Source organism: Erwinia sp. LJJL01 (assembly GCF_047300805.2).
GTDB classification, from domain to species: domain Bacteria; phylum Pseudomonadota; class Gammaproteobacteria; order Enterobacterales; family Enterobacteriaceae; genus Erwinia; species Erwinia aphidicola.
On sequence record NZ_CP178576.1, the window covers coordinates 3,499,932 to 3,516,590 of the forward strand.

The window sequence follows — 16,659 nt, forward strand, 5'->3', positions numbered from 1 at the left end:
CACTTCGGTGTCGTTTTTTTTTGCCTGAAATTCAGCGCAAGTGGAAGCCGATACGCAAAATCGCCGGCAAACGCGGCAACTTAAAACGATTGTTTGCGAGACGCCCCCAGCATCAGACAGCCTCTGGCTGACCGCGAATCTTTGCTGCGGGAAACTGGGTAAAGGATACGCAGGGAGCCGCAATGTTGTTAACCGTAAACCAGCTGGCGTGGAGTGTTATCGCCGCGACGGTACCGCTGAATTTTTTATCGCAGCTGCCTGGTCGATGGGCCAGCACCGCGCTGCTTTGCCTGGCGCTGTTGCTTGCACAGCTGCGCTGGGCTATGGCCGCAAAAATGGGTTTAGTGCTGCTGCTGTTTGTCTGGTCAGCAGGAAGTGGTAATACGCTGCTGGAAAACATTCAGCAATTAACACGTAAGCCTTTGCAGGCAGAGGTAATCATCGAGAATGTGTTGCCTGATGGCGAGCGCATTAAAATCAGAGTCTGGCGCTATCAGCAACACATGCTTTTTCCCCCGCTGTACGCCGTGGTCAAAGTCAGCCCGCAGCCTATCGCTTTTTGCGCGGGGCAGCGCTGGCAGATGCAGCTGGCGCTGAGATCGGTGCATGCGCTATTGAACGAAGGCAGCTTTGACCGGCAGCGCTTTGCTCTTGCCAATGCGACACCCATGACCGGCAGGGTGATGGCGGCACAGGTCACTGATAACACCTGCAGCTGGCGCGCCAGGGTAATCCGTGCCGCGCAACAGAACTATGGCGGCCTGCCCTGGCAGGCGCTGATTTCTGCATTGGCGTTTGGCGAAAGAGCAGAAGTGGATCGCGCAACGAATCAACTGCTGCGGGAGACTGGGACGGCCCACCTGATGGCGATATCGGGAATGCATATTGCTCTCGCCGCCACGTTCGGCTGGCTGCTGGCCCGTGGCGTTCAATACCTGTTGCCTGCCGGGGCTATTGGTTACCGTTTTCCGCTGCTCTGCAGTTTGCTGGTTGGGCTGCTCTACTGCTGGCTTTCCGGCGGAAATGCCCCGGCGATGCGTGCGATGCTGGCACTGATAAGCTGGAACCTGCTGCGCCTGCGGGCGATCAGCTGCCATGGCTGGCAGGTATGGAGTGTGTGCATTGCCGCGATCCTGTTCGTTGATCCGCTCAGCGTGCTTTCGGACAGCCTGTGGCTGTCGGCGCTGGCCGTGGGCGGGCTCCTGCTGTGGTATCACTTTTTTCCGCTGCCGCCGAAGTTTGCACGAAAAAAACGCTGGTTTCTTCTACGGCTGCTGCATCTGCAGGTGGGCATGCTATTGCTGATGATGCCGCTACAGGCAGTGCTGTTTCACGGGGTCAGCCTGAGTGCGCTGCTGGCGAATCTCTGGGCCGTTCCACTGATCTCGCTGGTAACCGTGCCACTGATGTTGATCGCGTTGATGGCTAATCGGTTGCCCGGTATCAATCTCTGGCTTTGGCAGGGGGTCGATCGTTCGCTGGCACTGGTATTTCTGCCGCTCGGGAGCCTCCCGCACGGCTGGCTCACTTTAGATCAGACACTGACCGCTGCCAGCCTGCTGTGCTGGCTGCTGTTTCTCAGCATAAGGTTTAGCTGGTGGCGTTCCTCTCCGCTTACGCTGTTGAGCGCAGCGTTGTTGCTGAGCAGCTGGCGCTATTTTAGTGAGAAGCCTGCCTGGCGGGTGGATACGCTGGATGTCGGTCACGGGCTGGCCGTGGTGATTTCCCGCCACGGAGAGGCCACGCTGTACGATACCGGCAACCGCTGGCCAACGGGCGATATGGCGCAGAGTCAGATCCTGCCGTGGCTAGCCTGGCAGGGGCTTACCGTGACAAATATTATTATCAGCCATGCACATCTTGACCATATTGGCGGCCTGGAGAGCGTGCAGGCGGCCTTCCCGACAGCCCGCGTGCGCAGTGCGCTGGGGCGTGCCGGTCACTTAACCTGCCGCACGGGCGAGCGCTGGCAGTGGCAGGGGCTGCAGTTTAGCGCTCTGTGGCCGCCAGCCGGGGAAAGGGGCGAGGGCAATAATCAGTCCTGCGTCATTGCCATCACCGATGGCAAATGGCGAGTACTGCTAACGGGTGATATTGAAGCCCCTGCTGAGCTCAAACTGACGGCGACACAGCGGCCACATCTGGCTGCCGATCTCCTGCTGGTGCCGCATCACGGCAGCAGGACATCCTCCTCGCCGCCTTTTCTGCGCGCGGTCAATCCCCGCGTGGCGGTGGCGTCCGCTGCCCGCTATAGCGCCTGGCGTTTACCTGCGGTACAAATTATTCAGCGCTATGGCAAAAATCACGTCGAATGGCGTGATACCGCCCTTTCCGGACAGCTGAGCGCGCGTTTTTACGGAGATTACTGGCAAGTATTAGGATTAAGAGAACAAATAATGAACCGTTGGTACCATCAGTGGTTTGGCGTACTCCGCGATTCCGGCTAGAATAAGCGGCTATTTCATCTAAAGCTGGTTAAATAATGCATCTGGATAAAGATCTCTCCACCTGGCAGACATTCCGTCGTCTCTGGCCAATGATTGTGCCATACAAAACCGGGTTGATTGTGGCAGCCATCGCGCTGGTCCTCAACGCGGCAGGCGATACGCTGATGCTGTCACTGCTGAAACCTTTACTCGATGATGGTTTTGGCAAAGCGGACAGTTCCGTACTGCTATGGATGCCGCTGGCTGTGATTGGCCTGATGCTGATCCGTGGCATTACCAGCTATGCTTCCAGCTACTGTATCTCCTGGGTATCCGGTAACGTAGTAATGGGCATGCGGCGTCGCCTGTTCAGCCACATGATGGGCATGCCGGTCGCCTTTTTCGACCAGCAGTCAACCGGGACTCTGCTGTCACGCATCACCTATGATTCTGAGCAGGTTGCCTCATCCTCCTCCAGCGCGCTGGTTACCGTGGTGCGCGAAGGGGCTTCGATCATCGGCCTGTTTATCATGATGTTTTACTACAGCTGGCAGCTGTCGCTGATCCTGATTGTTCTGGCTCCGATCGTTTCGTTTGCGATTCGCATGGTCTCCAAGCGCTTCCGCAACATCAGTAAAAATATGCAGAACACCATGGGGCAGGTCACCACCAGCGCTGAGCAGATGCTGAAAGGGCATAAAGAAGTGCTGATCTTTGGCGGCCAGGAAATTGAAAGCCAGCGCTTTGATACCGTCAGCAATCGCATGCGTCAGCAGGGTATGAAGCTGGTTTCCGCTTCATCAATCTCTGACCCGATTATTCAGCTGATTGCCTCGCTGGCTCTGGCCTTTGTACTGTATGCCGCCAGCTTCCCAAGCGTAATGGAAACGCTGACCGCCGGTACCATTACCGTGGTGTTCTCCTCCATGATCGCTTTGATGCGCCCGTTGAAATCGCTGACAAACGTCAACGCACAGTTCCAGCGCGGCATGGCTGCCTGCCAGACCCTGTTCTCGATCCTCGACAGCGAGCAGGAAGTGGATACCGGTAAGCGCACTATCGAGCGTGCTAAAGGCGATATTGAATTCCGCAATGTGACCTTTAGCTATCCGGGGCGCGATATTCCCGCACTGCGCGACATTAATCTGAGCATTCCCGCAGGTAAAACTGTGGCGCTGGTTGGCCGCTCAGGCTCCGGTAAATCCACCATGGCCAGCCTGCTGACGCGCTTCTATGATATTCAGCAGGGTGAAATCCTGATGGACGGTCACGACCTGCGCGAATACACCCTGGCATCACTGCGTAACCAGGTGGCGCTGGTATCACAAAACGTCCACCTGTTTAATGACACCATTGCCAATAACATCGCCTATGCGCGTCACGAGCAGTACAGCCGTGCCGATATCGAAAAAGCGGCCACCATGGCGCACGCCATGGACTTTATCGGCAAGATGGATAAGGGACTGGATACGGTGATTGGTGAGAATGGCGTGCTGCTCTCCGGCGGCCAGCGTCAGCGTATTGCCATTGCCCGTGCGCTGCTGCGCGACTGCCCAATCCTGATCCTGGATGAAGCAACCTCCGCGCTGGATACCGAGTCCGAGCGTGCTATTCAGGCCGCACTGGATGAACTACAGAAAAACCGTACTTCGCTGGTGATTGCTCACCGCCTGTCCACAATCGAGAAAGCCGATGAGATCGTGGTGGTCGAAGATGGCCTGATTGTCGAGCGTGGTAGCCACGAAGTGCTGCTGGCGGAACGCGGCGTGTATGCCCAGCTTCATAAGATGCAATTTGGTCAATGATCGAACGCATCTGGAGCGGACGCTCCGCGCTTTACCTGCTGCTGTTGCCTTTCAGCCTGTTGTACGGGCTGATTAGCAATCTGCTGCGCCTCAGCTACCGCTGGGGATGGCGTAAGGCGTGGCGCGCCCCGGTCCCGGTGGTGGTGGTAGGCAATTTGACCGCCGGGGGGAATGGCAAGACGCCGGTGGTCATCTGGCTGGTGCAGGCGCTGCAACAGCGCGGGTTGCGCGTCGGCGTGGTGTCGCGCGGCTACGGTGGCAAAGCCGACAACTATCCGCTGGTGCTGGGGGCGCAGACGACTACCGCCGAAGCGGGCGATGAGCCGGTGCTGATTTACCAGCGTACCTCTGCGCAGGTTGCGGTGGCTCCGGTACGTCGTCAGGCGGTTGAAGCGCTGGTCAACGGCGGGCAGGTGGATATTATCGTTACCGACGATGGCCTGCAGCACTACGCGCTGGCACGGGATATCGAAATTGTGGTGATCGACGGTCAGCGGCGTTTTGGTAATGGCTGGTGGTTACCTGCCGGGCCAATGCGCGAGCGCAGCAGCCGCCTGAACAGCGTCAGTGCGATTATCGCTAATGGCGGCACAGCGCAGCCTGGCGAGCTGGCGATGCAGTTGGTGCCGGGTATGGCGGTCAATCTGCAATCCGGTGAGCAGCGCCCGGTGGCTGAACTGAAGAACGTGGTGGCAATGGCCGGCATTGGGCATCCACCGCGCTTCTTCAACACCCTGCGCCAGCAGGGGGTAACGCTGGAGAAAGAAGTGGCTTTTGCCGACCATCAAAACTACAGCCCCGACGCGCTGAATGCGTTGATCGGCCCCGGGCAAACGCTCCTGATGACCGAGAAAGACGCGGTGAAAGCGCGCGCCTTCGCCGCCGCTGACTGGTGGTATTTGCCGGTGGATGCACGGTTACCACAGTCTGAGTCCGCGGCGTTACTGAACAAAATCAGTGCATTAATTCCTCGCTAAATTCTCCGTCATTACCGACTAAACGCTACACTGAAGCCATCTGAATTTTATGGATGGCATTATGACGGCAGTCACTCTCTCACTGGTTCAGGCTCGCCAGCTGCACCTTGCGGCACAGGGTTTACTGCGGCCACCTTCTCATAAAGCGCGTTTTGACGATCTGCTGGCCGCGATAAGGCGCATGTCGCTGCTGCAAATTGACACCATCCACGTCGTGGCGCGCAGCCCTTATCTGGTGCTGTTCAGCCGCCTGGGAGACTACCCGGTTAGCTGGTTAGAACTGGCGCTGGCCTGCGGTAAACTGTTTGAATACTGGGCGCATGAAGCCTGCTTTATCCCGATTGAAGATTACCCACTGCTGCGCCACCGTATGCTCAATCCGACGGCTTTAGGCTGGAAGTACAATCAGCCATGGATGGATCAGCATCAGCAGGAGATCGCCGATCTGCTGGCGCATATTGGTGAGAATGGCGCGGTGCGATCGGCAGATTTTGCTGCTCCGGCAGGGCAGAAACCGGGCTGGTGGGCGTGGAAGCCGCACAAGCGTCATCTGGAAAACCTGTTTAGCGCAGGCGAGCTAATGGTCAGTGAGCGCCGTAACTTCCAGCGCGTCTACGATCTGCGGCAGCGGGTACTGCCTGAATGGGATGATGCCCTGCATGCATTGACGGAAAAGGATGCCACTGAGCGCATGCTGGAGAACAGCGCGGCCAGCCTGGGTATTTTTCGTCCCTCCTGGCTGGCGGACTATTACCGCCTGAAGCGGGCGCCCGTCACTCAGGCAATCACCCGCTGGCTGGAGCAGGGCACGGTGCGCTCAGTACAGGTCGAAAGCCTTGGAACGCTGTACGTGCACCAGACGCTGTTCGCCCAGCTTGACGCTCCACAGGCCGCCACGCACACCGCCATCCTCTCACCGTTCGATCCGCTGGTATGGGACCGTAAGCGAGCGCTGGAGCTGTTCAACTTTGACTACCGCCTGGAGTGCTACACGCCGGAGGCGAAGCGGCAATACGGCTATTTTGTTCTGCCGATCCTGCATCGTGGCGCGCTGAAAGGCCGCCTGGATGCGCGCATGCTGCGCAAGGAAAAAATATTGCAGGTCAAAACGCTGTGGCTTGAGCCAGAGGTGCGCGTCACGCAGCAACTGCTGGGCGATCTGCAGCGCGCGCTGACAAAGTTTGCCCGCTGGCAGGGCGCTGAAATGATCGAGGTCAATAAACTTCCGGCATCGATGGCAACGGCCTGGCCCGCGCGCTGGAAAATAGCGTGCGGGAGCGGTTTTTTCGTGGCCGGCGGGTAACTGCTCTGGTGCAGCTATGGTATTCTTGAGGCTTGCAAAACTGGGTTCATTGCGGAGGAACCATGGATCATCGTTTACTTGAAATTGTTGCCTGCCCGGTATGTCATGGCAAACTGTATTACAACAAAGATCTGCAGGAGCTGGTGTGCAAACCAGACGGGCTGGCCTATCCGGTGCGTGATGGAATTCCTGTACTGCTGGAAGTTGAAGCGCGTACGCTGACCCTGGAAGAGAGCCATCCATGAGTTTTGTGGCGATTATTCCGGCGCGTTTTGCCTCTACCCGCCTGCCGGGTAAACCGCTGGTGGATATTCACGGCAAACCGATGGTCGTCCACGTCATGGAGCGCGCACTGGAGTCCGGTGCTGAACGTGTGATCGTTGCTACCGATAACCAGGATGTGGCGCGTGCCGTCACGGCAGCCGGGGGTGAGGTCTGCATGACCCGCCCCGATCACCAGTCAGGCACCGAGCGCCTGGCGGAAGTGATTGAGCACTACCAGTTCGCCGATGACACGGTGATTGTCAACGTGCAGGGTGATGAGCCAATGATACCCCCGGTGATTATCCGTCAGGTGGCAGATAATCTGGCTAAAAGCAGTGCCGGTATGGCGACGCTGGCGGTGCCGATCGACTCTGCGGAAGAGGCCTTCAACCCGAATGCGGTAAAAGTGGTGCGCGATGCTAACGGCTATGCGCTCTACTTCTCGCGCGCCACAATCCCCTGGGATCGCGAGCGTTTTTCAGCCTCACGCGACACCATTGGCGACCACTTCCTGCGTCATATCGGGATTTACGGCTACCGTGCCGGTTTTATCCGCCGCTATGTAGGTTGGGAAGCGAGCCCGCTGGAGCAGATAGAGCTGCTGGAGCAGCTGCGCGTGCTGTGGTACGGCGAGAAGATCCACGTTGACGTGGCGAAAGCCATTCCCAGCGTGGGGGTCGATACTCCGGAAGATCTGCTGCGCGTCCGTGCGGCCATGCGTTGAGTTTAATCGGGGGTGCATTCGCAGCCCCGATCTACTGCCTGCAAATTTGATCCCATGCTGAGCAAATCACCACTTTCAGCGCCATGTTAAGCGTGCCTGCCTGAAAGGAGGGCGGATGGAACAACTGCGATCTGAACTCGAACTGGTACTGGGTGAAACTGTCAGCCGGGTTGAATGCATCAGCCAGCAACCCTATGCCAGCCTCTACACCCTCTATGATGACAGCGGCTATTCACTGCCGCTGGTCGCGAAATACTTCTCAATGAAGGGTATTGCCGCTCAGGAAGCCCACAAGCTGTCGATGCTGGCGCGTGAGGGGAAAGTGCGCGTGCCCGCCGTTTACGGGCTGGTGATCAGCCAGCAGCCCCCGCAGCACGAAGTGCTGCTGATCGAGCGGATCGGCGGCGTCTCGGTTGAAGCGCCGACCCGCACCCCCGATCGCTGGCAGCAGCTGCAGGAGCAAATCGTCGAGGGCATGCTCTCCTGGCATCGTATTGACAGCCATGGCCTGGTCGGCACGGTGGACAGCACTCAGCAAAATCGCTGGCCTGCATGGTATACGCAGCGCATTGAGGTGCTGTGGGCGACGCTAAATTATCTGCAGCCGTCAGCGCTGGATATCGACGACCGCCAGATACTGTTTCGCAGCCGTGCCTGCCTCAGTGCCCTGTTTGCCGGTTTTGACGACCCGTGCGTGCTGGTTCATGGCAACCTCGCGCTGAGCAGCATTGTGAAAGAAGCCTGGGGCGACCGGCTGCAGGCGATAATCAATCCCGGTACGGTGCTGTGGGCACCGCGTGAGTTTGACCTTTACCCGCTGTGCGAGTCCGTTGCCGGGGAGGCGATTCTCAGCGCATATCTGCAGCGCGCGCCGGTGGCGGAGGGCTTTGTTGCCCGCCGCTGGCTCTATATCCTGTGGGAGGAGGTGGCGCGACTGATCCACACCACACAATTTGACCCGCCGCGTTTCAAGCTGGCCGCACGCTCCCTGCTGCCGTGGCTCAGCTAGCGCTTTGCGGCTTCAGCCATTGCCACAAGCGGCCCAGGCTCTCATACCACGCCCGCTCACTGTGTCCCAGCCAGAATGAGTTCGGCATCGCCCTTTCCCACAGATTGAGTGGAGAAGTGACCGCCAGCTGATTCGCAGGCGCCGGCCAGGGGTGTAACCCCTGGCGCTGGAAAAAGATCATCGCTCTGGGCAGATGGTTAGCTGACGTCACCAGTGCAAACGGCTGCTCGCCGACAATTTTCGCCACTTCACTGGCTTCCTGCTCGGTATCATGCGGCTTATCCAGGGTGATAATCGCTTCGGCAGGTACGCCCAGCGACTGCGCCACGCGCGACGTCACCTCAGCAGAGCTCAGCGGATTGTTCTGCGCTCTACCACCGGTAAAAATCAGCCTGGCTCCCGGGTTGGCACGCCAGATGCGGATGCCTTCCGTCAGGCGCGGCAGGCTGTTGTTGAGCATGTTAGAGCTGGGTGCCCACGCGTCATTCCAGGTATAACCCCCACCAAGCACCACGATATAAGCGAGCGGCTGCTGATTGTGCCAGGTGGGATAACGATCTTCGATCGGCGCCAGCAGACGATCGGCGACCGGCTGCAGGCTGAGCAGCAGCAACAAGATCCAGCTGGCGGAGATCAAAATTTTGCCGCTCTTTTGCCAGCGACTGAACCAGATCAAGAAAATACCCAGCGCCATGATTAACAGCAGCATGGGCAGGGGCAGCAGCAGGCCGCCGAACACTTTTTTCAGCGCGAAAAGCATGAAAAAGGACTCCTTTTGTCCGAAAAAACGCCACCCGGAAACGAAGCGATGACTGAGAGGTTCATTTATTGCCAGTGTATGCCAAAATACCCGACTGAATCACGCCTGAACGCTGGAGCTGCCTGTATGCAGGATCGCAACTTTGATGATATCGCAGAAAAGTTTTCACAAAATATATACGGTACCACCAAAGGCCGCATTCGCCAGGCGATCCTCTGGCAGGATCTCGACGCGCTGCTGAGTACCTTTCCTGCCGGGCCGCTTGCGGTGCTTGATGCGGGCGGCGGGGAAGGGCAGACCGGCTGCGGCATGGCAGAGCGTGGTCATCAGGTGCTGCTGTGCGACGTATCAGAGGAGATGATCGGCCGCGCCAGCCGCTTAGCGCTGGAAAAAGGTGTGAGCGGCAACATGCAATTTAAACAAATTAGCGCTCAGCAGGTCGTGCAACATTTGGATAAGCCGGTTGATCTGGTATTGTTTCACGCTGTGCTGGAATGGGTAGCCGAACCGCAACAGGTGCTGGCCGCTTTGTATGATGCGCTGAAGCCCGGAGGCGTGCTGTCGCTGATGTTTTATAACGTCAACGGCCTGCTGATGCAGACCATGGTGCTGGGCAATTTCGGCTATCTGCAGGCAGGCTTAAGCAAACGCAAAAAGAAAACCCTGTCCCCGGACTACCCGCGCGATCCGCAGCAGGTTTATGCCTGGCTTGAGGCATGCGGCTTTACCATTGAAACGAAAACCGGCATCCGGGTTTTCCACGACTATCTGCGGGATAAAACCAAGCAGAGTGAGCGGTTTGATGAAGTTCTGGCGCTGGAAAAGCAGTATTGCCGCCAGGAGCCGTTTTTAAGTTTAGGGCGTTACATCCACGTCACAGCGCGGAAACCCATTCAGAAGGACGAACTATGAGTGATTTTTCCCAGACTGTACCGGAACTGGTGGCCTGGGCGCGAAAAAATGATTTTTCCGTCACGTTGCCGACCGAACGTCTGGCTTTTTTGCTGGCGATTGCCACCCTCAACGGGGAGCGCATGGATGGCGAAATGAGTGAAGGCGAGCTGATTGATGCCTTCCGCCACGTCAGCGATGGCTTTGAGCAGACCAGCGAAACGGTGCTGGTTCGCGCCAACAATGCCATCAACGATATGGTACGCCAGCGCCTGATCAACCGCTTTACCAGCGAACACTCCGAAGGGAATGCTATCTATCGCCTGACGCCGTTGGGGATCGGCATTACCGATTACTACATCCGCCAGCGCGAGTTCTCCACGCTGCGCCTGTCGATGCAGCTGTCGATCGTCGCCGGTGAGCTGAAGCGCGCCGCCGACGCCGCCGATGAAGATGGCGATGAGTTCCACTGGCACCGCAACGTATTCGCGCCGCTGAAATACTCCGTGGCGGAAATTTTCGACAGTATCGACATTACGCAGCGCATCATGGATGAGCAGCAGCAGGCGGTAAAAGACGATATCGCGCAGCTGCTGAACAAAGACTGGCGCGCGGCGATCTCCAGCTGTGAGCTGCTGCTGAACGAAACTTCCGGCACGCTGCGCGAATTGCAGGATACGCTCGAGGCCGCGGGCGATAAGCTGCAGGCCAATCTGCTGCGCATCCAGGATGCGACGATGAACAGCCCGGATCTGGGGTTTGTCGACAAGCTGGTTTTTGACCTGCAAAACAAGCTCGACCGTATTATCAGCTGGGGCCAGCAGGCTATCGATCTGTGGATTGGCTACGATCGCCACGTCCATAAATTTATCCGTACCGCCATCGATATGGATAAAAACCGCGTCTTCGCCCAGCGGCTGCGCGTCTCGGTGCAGAACTATTTTGAGATGCCGTGGGCGCTCACCTATGCCAATGCCGAGCGCCTGTACGATATGCGCGATGAAGAGCTGGCACTGCGTAATGAAGAAGTCACCGGTGAACTGCCGTCAGAGCTGGAGTACGAAGAGTTTAATGAGATCCGCGAACAGCTGGCGGCAATGATTGAAGAGGCGCTGGCGATCTACAAAGCGCAGCAGAAGCCGCTGGATCTCGGCGCCGTGATGCGCGAATACCTGACACAATACCCGCGCGTGCGTCACTTCGACGTGGCGAGAATTGTCGTCGATCAGGCCGTGCGCTTAGGCGTGGCCGAAGCAGATTTCTCCGGTTTGTCCGCTGAGTGGCAGACCATTAATGATTACGGAGCCAAGGTGCAGGCACATGTCATCGACAAATATTGAACAAGTGATGCCGGTAAAGCTGGCCCAGGCCCTGGCTAACCCGATTTTTCCGGCGCTGGACAGCCAGTTACGTGCAGGCCGTCATATCGGCATCGATGAGTTAGATCAGCACGCCTTCCTGATGGATTATCAGGAATTTCTCGAAGAGTTTTACGCGCGCTACAACGTGGAGCTAATCCGCGCCCCGGAAGGTTTCTTCTACCTGCGCCCGCGCTCCACCACCCTTATCCCGCGTTCGGTGCTGTCCGAGCTGGATATGATGGTCGGCAAAATTCTCTGCTATCTCTACCTCAGCCCGGAACGTCTGGCCAATGAAGGGATCTTCAGCCAGCAGGAGCTGCATGATGAGCTGATGTCGCTGGCCGATGAAGGCAGGCTGCTGAAGCTGGTTAACCAGCGCTCGACCGGCTCTGACCTTGACCGCCAGAAGCTGCAGGAAAAAATGCGCGCCTCATTAAACCGCCTGCGCCGCCTCGGTATGGTGTGGTTTATGGGCAACGACAGCAGCAAATTCCGCATCACTGAATCCGTGTTTCGCTTCGGTGCCGACGTGCGCAGCGGGGATGATGCCCGTGAAGCGCAGCTGCGCCTGATCCGTGACGGTGAAGCGATGCAGCTTGACGGCGGGCTGGCGCTGGCAGATGAAACCGACGACGGCGAAAGTACGGCAGAACGCAACCAGCCGGACGGCGGAGAGGAAGAATAAATGATTGAACGTGGAAAGTTTCGCTCACTGACGCTGATTAACTGGAACGGTTTCTTTGCCCGTACCTTTGACCTCGACGAGCTGGTGACTACGCTGTCGGGTGGTAACGGAGCCGGGAAGTCGACCACCATGGCGGCCTTTATCACCGCGCTGATCCCCGACCTGACGCTGCTGCACTTCCGTAACACCACCGAAGCGGGCGCCACATCGGGTTCTCGTGATAAAGGCCTGCACGGTAAGCTGCGCCCCGGCGTGTGCTACGCCGCGCTGGACGTGATGAACTCACGTCACGAGCGCGTGATTGTCGGCGTGCGCCTGCAGCAGGTTGCCGGCCGCGACCGCAAAGTGGACATTAAACCGTTCAGCATCCATGGCCTGCCGACGTCGATTAACCCGACTGAAATTCTCACCGAAACGGTGAATGCGCGCCAGGCACGGGTGCTGCCGCTCAGCGAGCTGAAGGACAAATTCGAAAGTAGCGAGAGCGTACAGTTCAAACAGTACAACTCGATTACTGACTACCACTCGGTGATGTTCGATCTCGGTATCGTGGCGCGCCGCCTGCGCTCTGCCGCCGACCGCAGCAAATATTACCGCCTGATTGAGGCCTCGCTGTACGGCGGGATCTCCAGCGCAATTACCCGCTCGCTGCGTGACTACCTGCTGCCGGAAAACAGCGGGGTGCGTAAAGCCTTCCAGGATATGGAAGCGGCGCTGCGTGAAAACCGCATGACGCTGGAAGCGATCCGCGTCACCCAGTCCGACCGCGACTTGTTTAAGCACCTGATTTCCGAAGCGACCAGCTACGTGGCCGCAGACTATATGCGCCATGCTAACGAGCGCCGCATTCACCTCGATGCTGCGATGGTGGTGCGTAACGACCTGTTCACCAGCCGTAAGCAGCTGGCCGCGGAGCAGTATCGTTCGGTCGAGATGGCGCGTGAGCTGGCCGAACATAACGGCGCAGAGAGCGATCTGGAAACCGATTATCAGGCCGCCAGCGATCACCTCAACCTGGTGCAAACCGCGCTGCGTCAGCAGGAAAAAATTGACCGCTATGATGCCGATCTCGAAGAGCTGACCTTCCGCCTGGAAGAGCAGAACGAAGTGGTGGCTGAAGCGCGTGAGCTGCAGGAAGAACACGAAGCGCGCAGCGAAGCGGCCGAGCTGGAAGTCGACGAGCTGAAAAGCCAGCTGGCTGACTATCAGCAGGCGCTGGACGTGCAGCAGACCCGCGCTATCCAGTACCAGCAGGCATTGACCGCGTTGCAGCGGGCGAAAGAGATCTGCCAGCTGAGCGACCTTAGCGTTGATAACGCTGAAGAGTGGCAGGAAACTTTCCAGGCGAAAGAGCAGGAAGCGACCAGTAAGCTACTGATGCTGGAGCAGAAAATGAGCGTGGCGCAGGCCGCGCACAGCCAGTTTGAACAGGCTTTCGAGCTGGTAACCAAAATTGCCGGGCCGGTCAGCCGCAGCGAAGCCTGGCAGGTCGGTCGCGATCTGCTGCGCGATGCGGGCAACCAGCGCTATCACGCTGAACAGCTGCAGCCGCTGCGTAGCCGCATTAACGAACTTGAGCAGCGCCTGCGCGAACAGCAGGATGCCGAGCGCCTGCTGAGCGAGTTCTGCAAGCGCCACGGTAAGCAGGTCGATGCTGAAGAGCTGGAAGCCCTGCAGTATGAGCTGGAAGCGCAGATTGAGCAGCTGAGCGACAGCGTGTCCGACGCCGGTGAGCGCCGCATGAACATGCGCCAGGAGCTGGAACAGCTGCGCGAACGTATTGCCCGCCTGACCAAACAGGCGCCGCAGTGGCTGGCCGCACAGGAGATCCTTTCCCAGCTCAGCGAGCAGACCGGGCAGGTGCTGGAAAACAGCCAGCAGGTTACCGAATTTATGCAGCAGCTGCTGGAGCGCGAGCGCGAAACCACGGTTGAGCGTGATGAAGTCTCTGCCCGCAAGCGTGAAATTGAGCAGCAGATCGAGCGCCTCAGCCAGCCTGGCGGAGCCGAAGATCCCCGTCTTAACAACCTCGCTGAGCGCTTTGGCGGCGTGCTGCTGTCCGAAATTTATGACGATGTCACCATCGACGATGCGCCGTACTTCTCCGCGCTGTACGGCCCGGCGCGCCATGGAATTGTCGTCCCGGACCTGTCACGGGTACGTGAGTTGCTCGACGGCATGGATGACTGCCCGGAAGATCTCTATCTGATTGAAGGGGACCCGCAGTCGTTTGATGACAGCGTATTCAACGTTGAAGAGCTGGAAAAAGCGGTGGTGGTCAAGGCCAGCGATCGCCAGTGGCGCTATTCACGCTTCCCGAAAGTGCCGCTGTTTGGCCGTGCGGCGCGTGAGAATCAGCTGGAGCTGCTGCAAACCGAGCGGGAAGGCCTGGCCGAGCGCTACGCCACGCTGTCGTTTGACGTGCAGAAAACCCAGCGTCTGCACCAGTCCTTCAGCCGCTTTATCGGCAGCCACCTCGCCGTGGCCTTTGAGTCCGATCCGGAAGCGGAAATGCGCCTGCTGAACAATCGCCGCACGGAAGTTGAGCGCGCGCTGAGCAGCCATGAAAGCGAAAACCAGCAGCAGCGCCAGCAGTTTGACCAGGCGAAAGAGGGCGTAGCTCAGCTTAACCGCCTGATGCCGCGCGTCAGCCTGCTGCTGGATGATTCCCTGCGCGACCGTTACGAAGAGATTCTGGAAAAGCTGGATGAAGCGCAGGAAGCCGCACGCTTTATCCAGCAGCACGGCGCTCAGCTGGCGAAGCTGGAGCCGATCCTCTCCGTATTGCAGAGCGACCCGGAACAGCATGAACAGCTGAAGCTGGATTATCAGCAGGCGCAGCAGCAGCAGCGCGATGCCCGTCAGCAGGCGTTTGCCCTGACGGAAGTGGTACAGCGCCGCGCGCACTTTGGTTATACCGACTCCGCAGGCATGCTTGACGGCAACAGCGATCTCAACGAGAAGCTGCGTCAGCGCCTGGAGCATGCCGAGGCTGAACGTGCGCGTGCCCGCGACCAGCTGCGCCAGCATCAGGCCCAGCTGACGCAGTATTCTCAGCTGCTGGCCACGCTGAAAAGCTCCTATGACGCCAAGCGCGACATTCTGAAAGAGCTGCAGCAGGAGATGCAGGACATTGGCGTACAGGCGGACTCCAGTGCCGAAGAGCGTGCGCGTATGCGCCGTGATGAACTGTATAGCGCCCTGAGCAATAATCGTGCCCGCCGTAATCAGCTGGAAAAACAGCTGACCTTCTGTGAAGCCGAAATGGATGCGCTGCAGAAAAAACTGCGCCGCCTGGAACGTGAATACCAGGTGGGCCGCGAGCAGGTCGTCAGTGCTAAAGCGGGCTGGGTGGCGGTACTGCGCCTGGTGAAAGACAACGGAGTCGAGCGTCGACTGCATCGCCGTGAGCTGGCGTATCTTGGCGGGGACGAGCTGCGTTCAATGTCGGATAAGGCGCTGGGTGCGCTGCGTCTGGCGGTAGCGGATAACGAACATCTGCGCGATGTACTGCGCCTGTCGGAAGATCCTAAACGTCCTGAGCGTAAAATTCAGTTCTTTATCGCCGTATATCAGCACCTGCGCGAGCGTATCCGTCAGGATATCATCCGCACGGATGACCCGGTCGAAGCCATCGAGCAGATGGAGATCGAACTGAATCGTCTGACCGAAGAGTTAACCGCACGCGAGCAGATGCTGGCGATCAGCTCGCGCAGCGTAGCGAACATTATTCGTAAAACCATTCAGCGCGAGCAGAATCGTATTCGCCAGCTGAACCAGGGCTTGCAGGCCGTCAGCTTTGGCCAGGTGAAAAGTGTGCGTCTGAACGTCAACGTGCGTGAAGCCCACTCCACCCTGCTTGACGTTTTGTCAGAACAGCATGAGCAGCATCAGGATCTGTTTAAAAGCAATCGCCTGACCTTCTCGGAAGCGCTGGCGAAACTCTATCAGCGCCTGAACCCGCAGATCGATATGGGGCAGCGCACGCCGCAAACCATCGGTGAGGAGCTGCTCGATTACCGTAACTATCTGGAAATGGAAGTTGAAGTTAACCGTGGTTCCGACGGCTGGCTGCGCGCAGAGAGTGGTGCACTGTCGACCGGTGAAGCTATCGGTACCGGGATGTCCATTCTGGTCATGGTGGTGCAGAGCTGGGAAGAGGAGTCACGCCGCCTGCGCGGAAAAGATATCTCGCCTTGCCGACTGCTGTTCCTCGACGAAGCGGCGCGTCTGGATGCCAAATCCATCGCTACGCTGTTCGAACTGTGTGACCGTCTGGAAATGCAGCTGATCATCGCGGCGCCTGAAAACATCAGCCCGGAAAAGGGGACGACCTATAAGCTGGTGCGTAAGGTGTTTAATAATACTGAGCATGTTCATGTGGTGGGTCTGCGCGGCTTCGCTGCCGAGCCGACGGTGACCAGCAATGGCGCCGAAGCTGAGGCATAATCCTG

The 16,659-nt window shown here is 58.3% G+C and carries 12 protein-coding genes; 11 read left to right on the forward strand and 1 reads right to left on the reverse strand.

Annotated features, from left to right (window positions below):
- Nucleotides 1-182: 182 nt before the first annotated feature.
- The 7 genes from ACLI4M_RS17295 (at nt 183) to ACLI4M_RS17325 (ending at nt 8,508) form a co-directional block, all read left to right on the forward strand.
- Nucleotides 183-2,447 (forward strand): ComEC family protein, encoded by a 2,265-nt coding sequence (locus tag ACLI4M_RS17295; protein WP_133624065.1) that lies wholly within the window; start codon nt 183-185, stop codon nt 2,445-2,447.
- 35 nt (nt 2,448-2,482) lie between these two features.
- Nucleotides 2,483-4,231: a lipid A ABC transporter ATP-binding protein/permease MsbA gene (msbA, locus tag ACLI4M_RS17300; protein ID WP_133624064.1), complete on the forward strand. Its 1,749-nt coding sequence runs from the start codon at nt 2,483-2,485 to the stop codon at nt 4,229-4,231.
- Nucleotides 4,228-5,208, forward strand: coding sequence for a tetraacyldisaccharide 4'-kinase (gene lpxK / locus ACLI4M_RS17305; RefSeq protein WP_133624063.1), 981 nt, complete (start codon nt 4,228-4,230; stop codon nt 5,206-5,208). Before msbA ends, lpxK begins: the two co-directional genes overlap by 4 nt.
- Before the next feature lie 61 nt (nt 5,209-5,269).
- Nucleotides 5,270-6,511 (forward strand): winged helix-turn-helix domain-containing protein, encoded by a 1,242-nt coding sequence (locus ACLI4M_RS17310; protein WP_133624062.1) that lies wholly within the window; start codon nt 5,270-5,272, stop codon nt 6,509-6,511.
- 62 nt (nt 6,512-6,573) lie between these two features.
- A complete protein-coding gene (locus ACLI4M_RS17315) occupies nt 6,574-6,756 on the forward strand; it encodes a Trm112 family protein (protein WP_048916529.1) in 183 nt (60 codons plus the stop codon).
- A complete protein-coding gene (kdsB, locus tag ACLI4M_RS17320) occupies nt 6,753-7,499 on the forward strand; it encodes a 3-deoxy-manno-octulosonate cytidylyltransferase (RefSeq protein WP_048916528.1) in 747 nt (248 codons plus the stop codon). The genes ACLI4M_RS17315 and kdsB overlap by 4 nt, the downstream gene beginning before the upstream one ends.
- A gap of 115 nt (nt 7,500-7,614) precedes the next feature.
- Complete coding sequence (locus tag ACLI4M_RS17325) at nt 7,615-8,508, forward strand: YcbJ family phosphotransferase (protein WP_048916527.1); 894 nt, start codon at nt 7,615-7,617, stop codon at nt 8,506-8,508.
- Here the strand turns inward: ACLI4M_RS17325 and elyC are convergent.
- Nucleotides 8,501-9,268, reverse strand: coding sequence for an envelope biogenesis factor ElyC (gene elyC, locus ACLI4M_RS17330; protein ID WP_133624061.1), 768 nt, complete (start codon nt 9,266-9,268; stop codon nt 8,501-8,503). The two genes, ACLI4M_RS17325 and elyC, sit on opposite strands and share 8 nt — an antisense overlap.
- A gap of 126 nt (nt 9,269-9,394) precedes the next feature.
- Between elyC and cmoM the strand changes: the two genes are divergently transcribed.
- Genes cmoM through mukB form a run of 4 tightly spaced genes read left to right on the forward strand, consistent with a single transcriptional unit; the run spans nt 9,395 to nt 16,654 of the window.
- On the forward strand, nt 9,395-10,180 hold the full coding sequence (gene cmoM, locus ACLI4M_RS17335) for a tRNA uridine 5-oxyacetic acid(34) methyltransferase CmoM (RefSeq protein WP_133624060.1): 786 nt from the start codon (nt 9,395-9,397) through the stop codon (nt 10,178-10,180).
- The gene (gene mukF, locus ACLI4M_RS17340) at nt 10,177-11,499 is read left to right on the forward strand and encodes a chromosome partition protein MukF (RefSeq protein WP_048916524.1); all 1,323 of its coding nucleotides are present in this window, start codon (nt 10,177-10,179) and stop codon (nt 11,497-11,499) included. Before cmoM ends, mukF begins: the two co-directional genes overlap by 4 nt.
- A complete protein-coding gene (gene mukE, locus ACLI4M_RS17345; RefSeq protein ID WP_133624059.1) occupies nt 11,480-12,205 on the forward strand; it encodes a chromosome partition protein MukE in 726 nt (241 codons plus the stop codon). The genes mukF and mukE overlap by 20 nt, the downstream gene beginning before the upstream one ends.
- Nucleotides 12,206-16,654, forward strand: a complete 4,449-nt coding sequence (gene mukB / locus ACLI4M_RS17350; RefSeq protein WP_133624058.1) for a chromosome partition protein MukB — start codon at nt 12,206-12,208, stop codon at nt 16,652-16,654. It abuts the gene before it with no gap.
- Nucleotides 16,655-16,659 lie beyond the last annotated feature (5 nt).